Source organism: Pseudomonas sp. NFACC14, assembly GCF_900106885.1.
Taxonomy (GTDB): Bacteria; Pseudomonadota; Gammaproteobacteria; order Pseudomonadales; family Pseudomonadaceae; genus Aquipseudomonas; species Aquipseudomonas fluorescens_AA.
In genome coordinates this window covers 130,443-144,559 of sequence record NZ_FNOA01000017.1, presented here as the reverse complement: position 1 = coordinate 144,559, position 14,117 = coordinate 130,443, and the positions used below count along the sequence as shown (strand labels likewise).

7 protein-coding genes are annotated in these 14,117 nt (G+C 62.3%); 5 read left to right on the top strand and 2 right to left on the bottom strand.

Translation table 11 applies throughout. The features are described 5' to 3' along the window. Nucleotides 1-56 precede the first annotated feature (56 nt). Nucleotides 57-3,005 carry a bifunctional [glutamate--ammonia ligase]-adenylyl-L-tyrosine phosphorylase/[glutamate--ammonia-ligase] adenylyltransferase gene (glnE, locus tag BLU85_RS22430; RefSeq protein WP_092203477.1) on the bottom strand — a complete coding sequence of 983 codons (2,949 nt, stop codon included), beginning with the start codon at nucleotides 3,003-3,005 and terminating at the stop codon, nucleotides 57-59. Between the two features lie 382 nt (nucleotides 3,006-3,387). Between glnE and aceE the strand changes: the two genes are divergently transcribed. The 5 genes from aceE (at nucleotide 3,388) to msrA (ending at nucleotide 13,062) form a co-directional block, all read left to right on the top strand. Then, nucleotides 3,388-6,033 carry a pyruvate dehydrogenase (acetyl-transferring), homodimeric type gene (gene aceE, locus BLU85_RS22425; RefSeq protein ID WP_092203475.1) on the top strand — a complete coding sequence of 882 codons (2,646 nt, stop codon included), beginning with the start codon at nucleotides 3,388-3,390 and terminating at the stop codon, nucleotides 6,031-6,033. Nucleotides 6,034-6,044: 11 nt separating this feature from the next. Then, on the top strand, nucleotides 6,045-7,685 hold the full coding sequence (aceF, locus tag BLU85_RS22420; RefSeq protein WP_060739477.1) for a dihydrolipoyllysine-residue acetyltransferase: 1,641 nt from the start codon (nucleotides 6,045-6,047) through the stop codon (nucleotides 7,683-7,685). A gap of 377 nt (nucleotides 7,686-8,062) precedes the next feature. Next, nucleotides 8,063-9,454: an alkaline phosphatase D family protein gene (locus tag BLU85_RS22415; protein ID WP_092203473.1), complete on the top strand. Its 1,392-nt coding sequence runs from the start codon at nucleotides 8,063-8,065 to the stop codon at nucleotides 9,452-9,454. 182 nt (nucleotides 9,455-9,636) lie between these two features. Further along, nucleotides 9,637-12,330, top strand: coding sequence for a putative bifunctional diguanylate cyclase/phosphodiesterase (locus BLU85_RS22410; protein WP_092203471.1), 2,694 nt, complete (start codon nucleotides 9,637-9,639; stop codon nucleotides 12,328-12,330). 84 nt (nucleotides 12,331-12,414) lie between these two features. Further along, complete coding sequence (gene msrA, locus BLU85_RS22405) at nucleotides 12,415-13,062, top strand: peptide-methionine (S)-S-oxide reductase MsrA (protein ID WP_092203469.1); 648 nt, start codon at nucleotides 12,415-12,417, stop codon at nucleotides 13,060-13,062. Nucleotides 13,063-13,218: 156 nt separating this feature from the next. On the opposite strand, the gene BLU85_RS22400 is transcribed toward msrA, so the two are convergent. Further along, on the bottom strand, nucleotides 13,219-14,055 hold the full coding sequence (locus BLU85_RS22400) for a 23S rRNA (adenine(2030)-N(6))-methyltransferase RlmJ (protein ID WP_092203467.1): 837 nt from the start codon (nucleotides 14,053-14,055) through the stop codon (nucleotides 13,219-13,221). Nucleotides 14,056-14,117 lie beyond the last annotated feature (62 nt).

The following is a 14,117-nucleotide window of genomic DNA, read 5'->3' as shown; positions in this document are numbered from 1 at the left end:
ATGTCGCCTGACATTCCGCTATCGCGAGCAAGCTCGCTCCCACATTATTTAAAGCTTCAGCTCAGCCCCAGCTCCCGCCAGATCCGCAATACCTGCCGACGTTCATCCACGAACTGGTCGCCTGCGATCACCCCGGCATCTTTCTGCAAGGCCTGGCGGTGGGCGGCGGAGCGGTAGGCCTTGTAGGCTTCGCGCAACAGCGTGGCATCTTCGGCCGGCATCAACCCGAGCTCTTGCAACCCGTCCAGGATGCGGATGTTATCGGTATAGCGCACCAGCGATGGATGCTCTTGGGACCACGCCAGGGCCGCGTATTGCACCATAAATTCAATATCGACGATACCTCCGGCATCCTGCTTGAGGTCGAAGGGCGCCGTGGCCTCGAAGGCATTCGTCGCGGTCCCGGCGGCGGTGGCCTTGCTGCCAAGGTTGTCGCGCATCTTGGCACGCATCTCGCTGACTTCCTGGCGCAGCGTCGGCAAGTCACGCTTGCGTCCCAGTACCTGGACGCGGACCTTCTCGAACGCTTGGCCCACATCCTGGCTGCCCACCAGCACACGGGCTCGCACCAGCGCCTGATGCTCCCAGGTCCAGGCTTCGTTCTCCTGGTAACGGGCAAACGCCCCGAGGGAGCTGACCAGCAGCCCCGACGCCCCGGAAGGCCGCAGGCGCATGTCCACTTCATACAACTGCCCGGAGTTGGTCTGGGCCGTCAGCAGGTGAATGATCCGCTGACCGAGCCGGGTGAAGAACTGCGCGCCGTCGATGGGTTTCGGACCGTCGGTTTCCGCCTGCGGGTCGCCATCGTGGATGAACACCAGGTCAAGGTCAGAACCATGCCCCAATTCCAGGCCGCCGACTTTCCCATAACCGACAATAATGAAGCCCGGATCGCACAGGCTGCCGTCGGTGCGCAATGGCACGCCGTGCTTGGCGGCCGTCTGGCGCCAGGCCAGGGCCAGCACTTGCTCGAGAATCGCCTCGGCCAGCCAGGTCAGATAGTCGCTGACCTTCATCAGCGGCAGGCTGCCGGCGATTTCCGACGCCGCCACCCGCAGGCGGTGCGCCAGCTTGAAATGCCGCAACGCCTCCATTTGCTGCTCCAGGTCATCCTCGGGAATGCGTGTCAGGCGCTCACGCAACTCCGCGGCCAACTCCGGCGCCAGGGGTGGCTTGAACAGCCGACCCTCGTTGAGCAACTCATCGAGCAGCAACGGGAAACGGGTGATTTGCTCAGCAATCCACGGGCTCGCCGCGCACAGCGTCAGCAAGCGCCGCAGGGCGCCGGGGTTTTCCGTCAACAACACCAGGTAGGCCGAACGACGGGCCACGGCTTCCACCAAGGGCAGCACTCGCTCCAGCACCAGGTCCGGATCGGCATGCTCCACGGCCTGGGCCAGCAAGCGTGGAATGAACGCATCCAGGCGCTCGCGCCCCAAGCGCTGCATGGCGCGCAATTGCGGGCTGCCGCGCAGGGCGGCCAGGGCCTTGAGGGCTTTGGGCGCATCGGCGAAGCCGCCCTCCTCCAACTGACGGCACGCCGCCCCTTCATCCTGGCTGTCTTCCCACAACGGCAACCATTCGCCGCCCACCACCACTTCGCTTTCGCCGCCCTCGTCTTCATCCGGGTCGGCGATGACCTGGCCGAAATGCCAGGCCACGCGTCCGCGCCAATACATCAACTGCTCATGAAAGGCCGACCAGTCGGCGAACCCCAGCATGAATGCAATGCGTGCCTGATCCTGTGGGCTGTCCGGGAGCATCTGGGTCTGGCGGTCGGCGATGGCCTGGATCGCATGTTCGGTGTAACGCAGGAACTCATAGCCCTCGCGCAGCTCGTCGATCACCTTGGCCGGCAGGTAGCCCTGGCCCTCCAGGGTGCTCAACACTTTGAGCAACGGACGCTGCTGCAAACTCAAGTCCCGACCGCCATGGATCAGTTGGAACGCCTGGGCAATGAACTCCACCTCGCGAATGCCGCCCGAGCCCAGCTTGATGTTGTCGGCCATGCCCTTGCGCCGCACCTCCTGCTGGATCAGTTGCTTCATGGTGCGCAGCGCTTCGATGGCGGAAAAATCCAGGTAACGGCGATAGACGAACGGGCGCAGCATGTCGAGTAACTGGGCACCGGCCACCTGGTCGCCCGCCACCACCCGCGCCTTGATCATGGCGTAGCGCTCCCAGTCGCGCCCCTGATCCTGGTAATACTGCTCCAAGGCATTGAAGCTCAGCACCAGCGCCCCGGCCGAGCCGTAGGGGCGCAGGCGCATGTCGACGCGGAACACGAAGCCGTCGACGGTCATCGGGTCCAGGGCCTTGATCAGGCGCTGGCCAACACGGATGAAGAACTCCTGGTTATCCAGCGGCCGCTTGACGCCCACGGTTTCGCCGCCCTCGGGGTAGGCGAAGATCAGGTCGATGTCCGACGACAGGTTCAGTTCCACGGCACCCAGCTTGCCCATGCCCAGGATGACCATCTGCTGCGGCTCGCCGCTGCGCCGTCCGGTGGGCGTACCGAATTGCTGGCTGAGGCGTTGGTACAACCAGTGGTAAGCCTGGTCGATGCAGGTGTCGGCCATGTCCGAAAGATCGCGACAGGTCTGGACCAGATCGGCCTGACGGTTCAGGTCGCGCCAGATGATCCGTACCTGTTGGCGGGTACGCTGGCGGCGCAGGACGCGGCCCAGTTCGTCTTCGGTTTCGGCGGCCTGCACGGCGGCGATCTGCGCGCGCATTTCACCGGGCGCCAGGCTGCGGTCCAGCTCGCCGCTGCGTACCAGCTCCAGCAGCATCGCCGGGTCACGGACACTCTGCTCGATGACAAAGTCGCTGGCGGCGGCAATACGGTTGAACGCTTCCCAGCGTTGCGGGGTCCAGGCCGACAGCCCCCGATCGTCGTCGAGGGAGGCGACCGCCGCACGGAACGACTGCTCGGCACGACTGACCAATGACTGGAGAATGGCCGGTACCATTTCCGGTATCGGGGCAAGCGAGGGCAGGCTCATGGTCTATCCTTGATCGGCGCGGGAGAAGCTGGATGTAGTGTTTTTCCAGAAGACACTACCTGATCGACTGTCGAACAAAGATGATAAATAGCTGAAAATCTGATTTTATTGGCAGCCGGCATCAAGTTTTTACCTGTTCGAGTTGGCTAAAGACCAACAGTAACGATTATTCTCACAAAGAAATGAGGGGCCATACGCCGCTCATGTGTAGTTTCACTACTCGTCTATACATTCGAAAGGCTGAAACGGCCGACGATTTGTAGTAAAACTACACGCCGCCGAAACAACCTTCGGCAATCCAAGAATTTATACCGTCTGCCCACAAGGCCAGTCGCAAACTCAGGCAACCGATTCTGGTAGCCTTTCCGCCCTGGAGCAAGCCATGCAAGACCTCGATCCCGTCGAAACCCAGGAATGGCTGGACGCCCTGGAATCGGTTCTCGACAAAGAAGGCGAAGACCGTGCTCATTATCTGATGACCCGTATGGGCGAACTCGCGACCCGCAGCGGCTCGCAACTGCCCTACGCCATCACCACGCCGTACCGCAACACGATCCCCGTTACCCACGAAGCACGCATGCCTGGCGACCTGTTCATGGAACGCCGCATTCGCTCGCTGGTACGCTGGAACGCGTTGGCCATGGTCATGCGTACCAACCTGAAAGATTCTGACCTGGGCGGTCACATCTCCAGCTTCGCCTCCAGCGCGACGCTGTATGACATCGGCTTCAACTACTTCTTCCAGGCCCCGACCGACGAACACGGTGGCGACCTGATCTACTTCCAGGGTCACGCATCGCCAGGCGTCTACGCCCGTGCGTTCATGGAAGGCCGCATCACCGAAGACCAGATGAACAACTTCCGCCAGGAAGTGGACGGCAACGGCCTGTCCTCGTACCCGCACCCTTGGCTGATGCCGGACTTCTGGCAGTTCCCGACCGTGTCCATGGGTCTGGGCCCGATCCAGGCGATCTACCAGGCGCGCTTCATGAAGTACCTGGAAGCCCGCGGTTTCATCCAGCCAGGCAAGCAGAAAGTCTGGTGCTTCATGGGCGACGGCGAGTGCGACGAGCCGGAATCCCTGGGCGCGATCTCCCTGGCCGGCCGCGAGAAGCTGGACAACCTGATCTTCGTCATCAACTGCAACCTGCAGCGCCTCGACGGCCCGGTTCGCGGCAACGCCAAGATCATCCAGGAACTCGAAGGCGTGTTCCGTGGTGCCCAGTGGAACGTCAACAAAGTCATCTGGGGCCGCTTCTGGGACCCACTGCTGGCCAAGGACGTCGACGGCATCCTGCAACGCCGCATGGACGAAGTCATCGACGGCGAGTACCAGAACTACAAGGCCAAGGACGGCGCGTTCGTCCGCGAGCACTTCTTCAACTCGCCTGAACTCAAGGCCATGGTTGCCGATCTGTCCGACGACGAGATCTGGAAGCTCAACCGCGGCGGCCACGACCCGTACAAGGTCTACGCGGCGTACCACCAGGCGGTCAATCACAAAGAACAGCCGACCGTCATCCTGGCCAAGACCATCAAGGGTTATGGCACCGGTGCCGGCGAAGCGAAGAACACTGCGCACAACACCAAGAAAGTCGATGTCGAGAGCCTGAAGTTGTTCCGCGACCGCTTCGACATTCCGGTCAAGGACAGCGAGCTGGAAAACCTGCCGTTCTTCAAGCCCGAAGAAGGCAGCGCCGAAGCCCGTTACCTGGCCGAGCGCCGTGCCGCACTGGGCGGTTTCGTGCCCCAGCGTCGCGCCAAGAGCTTCAGCGTCCCGACCCCGCCACTGGAGACCCTCAAGGCGATCCTGGACGGCTCGGGCGACCGTGAAATCTCCACCACCATGGCCTTCGTGCGAATCCTCGCGCAACTGGTCAAGGACAAGGAAATCGGCCAGCGCATCGTCCCGATCATCCCGGACGAAGCCCGTACCTTCGGTATGGAAGGCATGTTCCGTCAGTTGGGCATCTACTCGTCCGTCGGCCAGCTCTACGAGCCAGTCGATAAAGACCAGGTGATGTTCTACCGCGAAGACAAGAAGGGCCAGATCCTCGAAGAAGGCATCAACGAAGCGGGCGCCATGAGCTCCTTCATTGCCGCCGGTACTTCGTACTCCAGCCACAACCAGCCGATGCTGCCGTTCTACATCTTCTACTCGATGTTCGGTTTCCAGCGCATCGGCGACCTGGCCTGGGCCGCTGGCGACAGCCGTACCCGTGGCTTCCTGATCGGCGGCACCGCCGGCCGCACCACGCTGAACGGTGAAGGCCTGCAGCACGAAGACGGCCACAGCCACATGCTGGCCGGGACCATCCCGAACTGCCGCACCTACGATCCGACCTACGGCTACGAGCTGGCGGTGATCATCCAGGACGGCATGAAGAAGATGACTGAAGAGCAACAGGACGTCTTCTACTACATCACCGTGATGAACGAGTCCTACCAGCAGCCAGCCATGCCGGCCGGTGTCGAGGCAGGCATCGTCAAGGGCATGTACCTGCTCGAGGAAGACACCCGCGAAGCGGCGCACCACGTCCAGTTGATGGGCTCGGGCACCATCCTGCGCGAAGTGCGCGAGGCCGCGAAGATCCTGCGCGAAGAGTTCAACGTCGGCGCCGACGTCTGGAGCGTCACCAGTTTCAACGAACTGCGTCGCGACGGCCTGGCCGTAGAGCGCAGCAACCGCCTGCACCCTGGCCAGAAGCCAAAGCTGAGCTACGTCGAAGAGTGCCTGAACGGCCGCAAAGGTCCGGTCATCGCCTCTACCGACTACATGAAGCTGTTCGCCGAGCAGATCCGCCAGTGGGTTCCTTCCAAGGAATTCAAAGTGCTGGGCACCGACGGTTTCGGCCGTAGCGACAGCCGCAAGAAGCTGCGTCACTTCTTCGAAGTCGACCGTAAGTTCGTTGTGTTGGCAGCCCTGGAAGCCCTGGCTGACCGTGGCGATATCGAACCTAAAGTGGTGGCCGAAGCCATCGCCAAGTTCGGCATCGATCCGGAAAAACGCAACCCACTGGACTGCTGAGGAGAATTTTCGTGAGCGAACTCATTCGCGTACCTGACATCGGCAGCGGTGAAGGTGAAGTAATTGAACTGTTTGTGAAGGTCGGCGACCGTATCGAAGCCGACCAGAGCATCCTGACGCTTGAATCGGACAAGGCGAGCATGGAAGTGCCTGCGCCGAAGGCCGGTGTCATCAAGAGCCTGAAAGTGAAGCTGGGCGACCGCCTGAAAGAAGGCGACGAACTGCTGGAGCTGGAAGTCGAGGGCGCCGCTGCGGCGCCTGAAGCGGCCGCTCCCGCTGCGGCCCCGGCCGCGGCTGAAAAGCCTGCCGCCGCACCAGCTGCCGAAGCGGCTCCCGCTCCGGCAGCCGCCCCTGCCGCGGCCACGGTCCAGGACATTCATGTCCCGGACATCGGTTCGTCGGGCAAGGCCAAGATCATCGAAGTACTGGTCAAGGTCGGCGACACCGTCGAAGCCGACCAGTCGCTGATCACCCTGGAATCCGACAAGGCGAGCATGGAAATCCCGTCGCCGGCCGCCGGTGTGGTGGAAAGCGTCGAGATCAAGCTGGAAGACGAAGTCGGCACCGGCGACCTGATCCTGAAACTGAAAGTGGCGGGTGCCTCGGCACCAGCCGCGCCAGCCCCGGCCGCTGCACCTGCCGCCAAGGCTGAAGCAGCTCCAGCGCCAGCCGCCGCGCCTGCCGCCAAGGCCGAAGCAGCGCCTGCCCCTGTCGCCGCCGCGCCTGCGCCAAGCGGTGCCAAGGTGCACGCCGGCCCGGCGGTGCGTCAGCTGGCCCGTGAATTCGGTGTCGAGCTGTCGGCCGTTGGCCCAAGCGGCCCGCACGGTCGTGTGCTCAAGGAAGACGTGCAAGCCTACGTCAAGGCCATGATGCAGAAGGCCAAGAACGCACCGGCCGAAGGCGCCACCGGCGGCGCGGGCATCCCGCCGATCCCGGCGGTGGACTTCAGCCGCTTCGGTGAAACCGAAGAAGTGGCCATGACTCGCCTGATGCAGATCGGCGCGTCGAGCCTGCACCGCAGCTGGCTGAACATTCCCCACGTGACTCAGTTCGATCAGGCCGACATCACCGAGCTGGAAGCTTTCCGCGTCGCGCAGAAAGCCGTGGCGGAAAAAGCCGGCGTGAAGCTGACCGTGCTGCCACTGTTGCTCAAGGCCTGTGCGCACCTGCTCAAGGAACTGCCGGACTTCAACAGCTCCCTGGCCCCAAGCGGCAAGGCTGTGATCCGCAAGAAATACGTGCACATCGGCTTTGCCGTCGACACTCCGGAAGGCCTGCTGGTACCGGTCATCCGCAACGTCGACCAGAAGAGCTTGCTGCAACTGGCTGGCGAAGCCGCTGCCCTGGCCGAAAAAGCCCGGAACAAGAAGCTCACCGCCGACGACATGCAGGGCGCCTGCTTCACCATCTCCAGCCTCGGCCACATTGGCGGCACCGGCTTCACGCCGATCGTCAACGCGCCGGAAGTGGCGATCCTGGGTGTTTCCAAGGCCACCATCCAGCCGGTCTGGGACGGCAAGGCCTTCCAGCCGAAGCTGATGCTGCCACTGTCGCTGTCCTACGATCACCGTGTGATCAACGGCGCCGCCGCTGCACGCTTCACCAAGCGCTTGAGCGACTTGCTGGGCGACATCCGCACCATCCTGCTGTAACGCCGGGCGGCCCTCCCTTGGGGAGGGCCATTCGGAGCACCGTTTTCCGAGCGCCACGCTCGTACCTCAACCCCGTCCGTTTGGCGGGGCTTTTTTTGCCTGGAATTCAGCCATGTGCATGGATATGGGATGTGGCGCCTCATCGCGAGCAAGCTCGCTCCCACAGTGGATTTGCGGTGCTCCTGTGGGAGCGAGCTTGCTCGCGATAGCGGTATTTCCTACTCCGCAAGTTTTAAATGACTACACCCCCTGTTAGTCATTGCCCACGACTTGCGCCCCCTTCCCCGTCGATATTTATGGCGCGCCGGGCTTTAGCATCAACACCAGGGCCACTTGATGCTTGCACCCACCGACTAAAACTTCGAATGGATTCGAATATGTTCAAACCTACCGTCGGCCCCATTGTCGGGCACACGACCACTGACCACGCCCGGATATTCCTGCGGGGCGATCACGGCAACAACCGGGTATTCGCCGGTATCCGACACCGGCGCCGAGGAGACACACGCTGGTCAAAAGGGCACTTTGTCCAATTGAAGGCCTACCGCGACATGTCCGATGTGATCGTGTTGAAAGACCTTGAACCCGACACCGCCTACGAATACCAGGCCGGCTGGCTCAGCCCCTTGAGCCCGACCCATACCGTGGAAACCATCCAGGAACTGCCACTGCAATGGCCTCGGCACACCTATTGCTTGCACACGCCGGCCGACAAACCCGATGCGCCACGGGCTTATATCGTGGGCTCGTGTCGCTACTTGCGAATCACCGCCGGTACCCCGCTGTTCCCCAGCCTTGGGGATCGCACCTTTGCCGGCATCAATCGCATCGTCGAACAGGCCGACCCGCCGATCAGCGCGGTGTTGATGACCGGAGACCAGGTTTATCTCGATGACTTGAATATCATCGGCCCGGACCGGACCTATAAGCGCATCCTCCTCAGATACCGAACGGTATTTAGCCAGCCGCACATCAGCAAGCTGATGTCTGGCACGCCGACCTACATGATCCTCGACGACCACGAAATCGAAGACAACTGGCCCGCCAGGAAAACCGGCCACGACGACGTCCTGTATGCCAATGCCATGAGCGCCTACGGGCTTTACCAGGCCAGCCATGGGCCCGCCCATGAACTGTCGAGCGACGGAACATTGAACAAGTCGCTGACCCGCTACTGGTACACCTTTGCCCATGGCGATATCCACTGGTTCGTCACCGACAGCCGGACGCAACGCAATCTGTCGGCGGACGATCGGCGCATCCTCGACGCGGACCAGGAACAAGCCCTGCTCGAATGGCTCGTCAGCAGCCCCGCCCGGGTCAAGCTCGTCGTCACCAGCGTGATGTTTTTCCCTGACCGCCAGCGCAATGACGGCGATGCCTGGCAGGCCTTCCCGGAACAACGCCTGCGCCTGCTGGAAACCATCCGCCGCCATCGGATCAAAAACGTGGTATTCATCTCGGGTGACGTCCACGGCTCCATGACCAGCCGCCTGCGTCACACTCAGGATCCTGATTTCGAGGTCAACACCGTCGTTTCCTCGCCGTTCTACAACAGCAAATTGCTGCCTTTTGCAAAAGCCGCGGATTTTATTTTCCACAGGCCCATGGCCCGCACGGACGGCGGTGAGTACCGCTATGAACTGACCAGCGAAGTGGTGAGCCAGGACAACTTCGCCCGCCTGCAGGTCACGGCACAGAGCCTTCACGTTACATTCCACGACCGTAACGGCGAGCCCTTGCAGACACTCGATATCGCGCTGCGATGAACTTCCATGCCCTCTGATCGGCTGGCGACTGGAGAAATCCCTTTGTCGGCCGATAAAAGGTTTATAGCACTTGGCCTTCATCTCTCTTGTCAGCCAGTGCCGCAATGATGCAACCTTGCGCCAATCCGTAATAACGAGGGCGTCAGCCCGGCGCGATCAGCATTTTCGAAGCGAGTTTCCCCATGAAAAGCCAACCCGATGCCGCCAGCCGTATGGCGGCCGAGGTAGTGACGCAGTTACCGGTGCCCGCGCGGCTCGGTATGCTGCGTTTCGAACGGCTGAATGAAGCTAGCTGGGCGCTGTTGTTTCTCGATCCCAATTGCGAGCGACACTTCGGCCTGCCGGCGGTAGAACTGTGCTCGCTGGTCAGCTCGCCCTACGCCAGCCTGATGGAACCCGAAGCGCGCTATCAATTGCACGACGCCATCCAGCAGCAACTGGCCCAGGCCGCGCATTACCAGATTCGCTACACACTCCACACCGCCAAGGGCCCGATGAATGTGCTGGAGACGGGCGAAGCCTACAGACAGCACAATCGTCATCTGCTGCGCGGTTACCTGCTGGTGGTGGACAATTTGCTGCAAAGCGAACCCTCCCTGCCGGCCCTGGACCTGGAAACCCAGAACTCGCGCCTGCAGATCGCCCTGGAACTGAACCAGCGCGCCCAGCAAGAGCAGCTCCAGCACCTGGACCGGGTACGCGCCCAACAAGACCTCATCCTGCTATTGACCCGCCAACGCTACAGCGCCAACAACTCCCTGCTCGAAGCGGCCGAACTCATCACCCGCAGCGCCTGCGACATCTACCAGATCGACTGCGCCAGTATCTGGAACCTGGACGACGGCAAACTGGTGCCGATTTCCGCCTACAACCGCGCTTCCCAGGAATACTTCCTGCCGGCGGTCATCGACGTCAACGAGTTTCCCGACTACATGGAAGCGCTGCAGACCTGTCGCGCCATCGACGCCCACAATGCGATGCGCGACCCGCGCACCCGGGAAATGGCCGAGAACCTGCGTGCCCGTGACGTCAACGCCATCCTCGACGCCAGCGTGCGCATCGACGGCCAAGTGGTGGGCGTGCTGTGCCTGGAACAAGTGGGGGCCACCCGCGCCTGGCAGTCGGATGAGATCGCCTTCGCCGGGGAACTGGCGGACCAGTTCGCCCAGGTCATCAACAACCACAACCGCCGTACCGCCACCAGCGCCCTGCACCTGTTCCAGCGCGCCGTGGAGCAAAGCGCCAACGCGTTCCTGCTGGTCAATTGCGACGGTGTGGTGGAGTACGTCAACCCAAGCTTCACCGCCATCACCCAGTACACCACCGAGGAAGTCCACGGCCAACGCCTCTCGGAACTGCCGGCCCTGGAGAACCTCAGCGAGCTGCTGTTCGACGCGCCCTCGGCGCTGGCCCAGAGCAACAGTTGGCAGGGCGAGTTCAAGAGCCGGCGCAAGAACCTGGAACCCTACTGGGGCCAGCTGTCGATTTCCAAGGTCTACGGCGACAACCGCGAGCTGACCCACTACATCGGCATCTACGAAGACATCACCCAGACCAAACTGGCCCAGCAGCGCATCGAGCGCCTGGCCTACACCGACAACCTGACCAACCTGGGCAACCGCCCGGCGTTCATTCGCAACCTCGATGAGCGCTTCGCCCGGGACAGCGACTCGCCCATCAGCCTGCTGCTGGTGGACATCGACAACTTCAAGCGCATCAACGACAGCCTCGGTCACCAGACCGGTGACAAGCTGCTGATCAGCCTGGCCCGGCGCCTGCGCAACAGCCTGAGCCCCAGCGGCAGCCTGGCGCGCTTCGCCAGCAACGAGTTCGCCGTGCTGCTGGACGACACGAGCCTGGAGGCCGGGCAGCAGATCGCCAGCCAATTGCTGATGACCCTCGACAAACCGATGTTCGTCGATAACCAGTTGATCAGCGTGACCGGCTCCGTAGGCCTGGCCTGCGCGCCGCTGCACGGCCGTGATCCGCAGACCCTGATGCGCAACGCAGGTCTTGCCCTGCACAAGGCCAAGGCCAACGGCAAGCATCAGGTCCAGGTGTTCACCGAGGCGCTGAATGCCGAGGCCAGCTACAAGCTGTTCGTCGAGAACAACCTGCGTCGCGCCCTGACCCAGAACGAACTGGACGTGTTCTACCAACCCAAGTTGTGCCTGCGCAGCGGCCGGCTGCTGGGCATGGAGGCGCTGCTGCGCTGGAACCATCCGGAAAAGGGCATGATCCGCCCGGACCAGTTCATCAGCGTGGCCGAAGAAACCGGCCTGATCATCCCCATCGGCAAATGGATCGCCCGCCAGGCCTGCCGGATGAGCAAACAGCTGACCGCGGCCGGCCTGGGCAACCTGCAAGTGGCGATCAACCTGTCGCCCAAGCAGTTCTCCGACCCGGACCTGGTCGCCTCCATCGCCAGCATCCTCAAGGAAGAACAACTGCCGGCCCGCCTGCTGGAACTGGAGTTGACCGAAGGCCTGCTGCTGGAGGCCACCGAAGATACCCACTTGCAGCTCGACCAGCTCAAGCGCCTGGGGCTGACCCTGGCCATGGACGACTTTGGCACCGGGTATTCGTCCCTGAGCTACCTGAAAAAATTCCCGATCGACATCATCAAGATCGATCGCAGCTTCATCCATGAGATCCCGGACAACCAGGACGACATGGAAATCACCTCGGCGGTGATCGCCATGGCTCACAACCTGAAACTCAAGGTCGTGGCCGAAGGCATCGAAACCGCCCAGCAACTGACGTTCCTGCGGCGTCACCGCTGCGACGTCGGCCAGGGCTACCTGTTCGACCGGCCAATCCCCGGCGCGGAGCTGATCGAAAAGCTCAGGCGCTACCCGCGCGGGCCTCTGGTCTGACAGCTGCGTATAGCTTGCGGCGGCTTTTCTGAGGCACACTGACGGTCTATTTCGCTCAATTCAATCTGACTGAGAGGACTGATAATGGTCTTGCGCTCGGAAATCCTGGTGAATAAAAACGTGCTTCCTACTCAAGAACAAGCCCTGCCTGGCCGTGAAACCCCGATGACCGTGCCGGACAAACACTTCGTCCTCGACGCGCCCCTGCTGGGCCCGTTCGCCATGGACGTGGATTTCGCGATCTTCGGCCTCGGCTGCTTCTGGGGCGCGGAACGCAAGTTCTGGCAGCGCGAAGGCGTGGTCAGTACCGCGGTGGGTTACGCCGGTGGTTTCACACCGAACCCGACGTACGAAGAAGTCTGCTCGGGCCTTACCGGCCACAGCGAAGTGGTGCTGGTGGTCTACGAACCCGCGAAAGTCAGCTATGAACAGCTTCTGAAGATGTTCTGGGAACTGCACAACCCGACCCAGGGCATGCGCCAGGGGAACGACATCGGCACCCAGTACCGTTCGGTGATCTATACCACCAACCCGGCCCAACTGGCGGCGGCCGAACACAGCAAGCAAGTCTTCCAGGCCGAGTTGACCAAGGCCGGCAAAGGCACCATCACCACCGAAATCGAAGAAGCACCGACGTTCTACTTCGCCGAGGCCTATCACCAACAGTACCTGGCGAAGAACCCGGAAGGCTATTGCGGGATTGGCGGGACCGGCGTGACCTGCCCGATCTGACTGAAAGCCTGCTCGCGATAGCGGTGGGCCTGGGGCGGTGATGTTGAATGTGCCGCCGTCATCGCGAGCAAGCTCGCTCCCACAGGTGCGTACACCTGGACCCCATGTGGGAGCGAGCTTGCTCGCGATAGCGCCCTCCCGGACGCCAGCAAGACATCACTCAGCGATCAACCAATCCATCTGCCACCCGCCCTGGGTCTGCCCCAGCTTTTTCGACAGCCATGGCAGCAGCTCACGCAACTCTTCTTCCAGCCCCCACGGCGGATTGGCAATCGCCAGGCCGGAGCCATTCAGGCTGTTGGGCGTCGCCAGTGGGTGCACCAGCAGCTCCACGCGCAACAGCTTCGGCGCTCCCGTGCCGGCCAGATCCTGGTAGAAGCGGCGCAACATCCGCTGGTCCTTCACCGGGTACCAGATCGCCGCCACCGTCTGGCGCATCCGGCCAATGGCCTCCTTGAGCGAGGCGGCGCAGCGCTGCATCTCGTCAAGCTGCTCGAAGGGCGGATCGATCAGCATCAAGGCACGCTTTTCGGCCACCGGCAGCAACGCCCGCGGTACATGCCAGCCTTCACCCAGGTGCACCGCCACGCGACGGTCGCCTTTCATGTTGTCCTTGAGCAACACGCCGTCTTCAGGGTGCTTTTCGTTGAGCAGCACACGGTCCTGGGGCCGAGTCAGGCGCCGCGCCAGTTCCGGCGAACCCGGGTAGTAGCGCAGTTGCCCGTCCGGGTTCATCTCGTGCAGCACCTTCATGTAATCGGCAGTCAATGGCGGCAGGTCGCCCTCGCCCCACAACCGCGCAATGCCTTCCAGGTACTCACCGGTACGGTTGGCCTGGTCACCCTGCAAGTCGTACAGCCCGATGCCCGCGTGGGTGTCGAGGTAGGCGAAGGGCTGTTCCTTGCGCGACATCAGCGCGATGAGGCGGGTCAAGGTCAGGTGTTTGAACACGTCGGCGTGATTGCCGGCGTGGAAGGCGTGGCGATAATTCATGGCGGCTCCTGCGAAGGGCGACGAGTTTACCTTGAAGCGCGTCGAACGTCAGGGGTTGGCAG

Coding starts and splice junctions, on each gene's coding strand:
- aceE (WP_092203475.1), top strand. CDS start 3,388: ATGCAAGACCTCGATCCCGTCGAAACCCAGGAATGGCTGGACGCCCTG.
- glnE (WP_092203477.1), bottom strand. CDS start 3,005: ATGAGCCTGCCCTCGCTTGCCCCGATACCGGAAATGGTACCGGCCATT.
- msrA (WP_092203469.1), top strand. CDS start 12,415: ATGGTCTTGCGCTCGGAAATCCTGGTGAATAAAAACGTGCTTCCTACT.
- BLU85_RS22415 (WP_092203473.1), top strand. CDS start 8,063: ATGTTCAAACCTACCGTCGGCCCCATTGTCGGGCACACGACCACTGAC.
- BLU85_RS22410 (WP_092203471.1), top strand. CDS start 9,637: ATGAAAAGCCAACCCGATGCCGCCAGCCGTATGGCGGCCGAGGTAGTG.
- BLU85_RS22400 (WP_092203467.1), bottom strand. CDS start 14,055: ATGAATTATCGCCACGCCTTCCACGCCGGCAATCACGCCGACGTGTTC.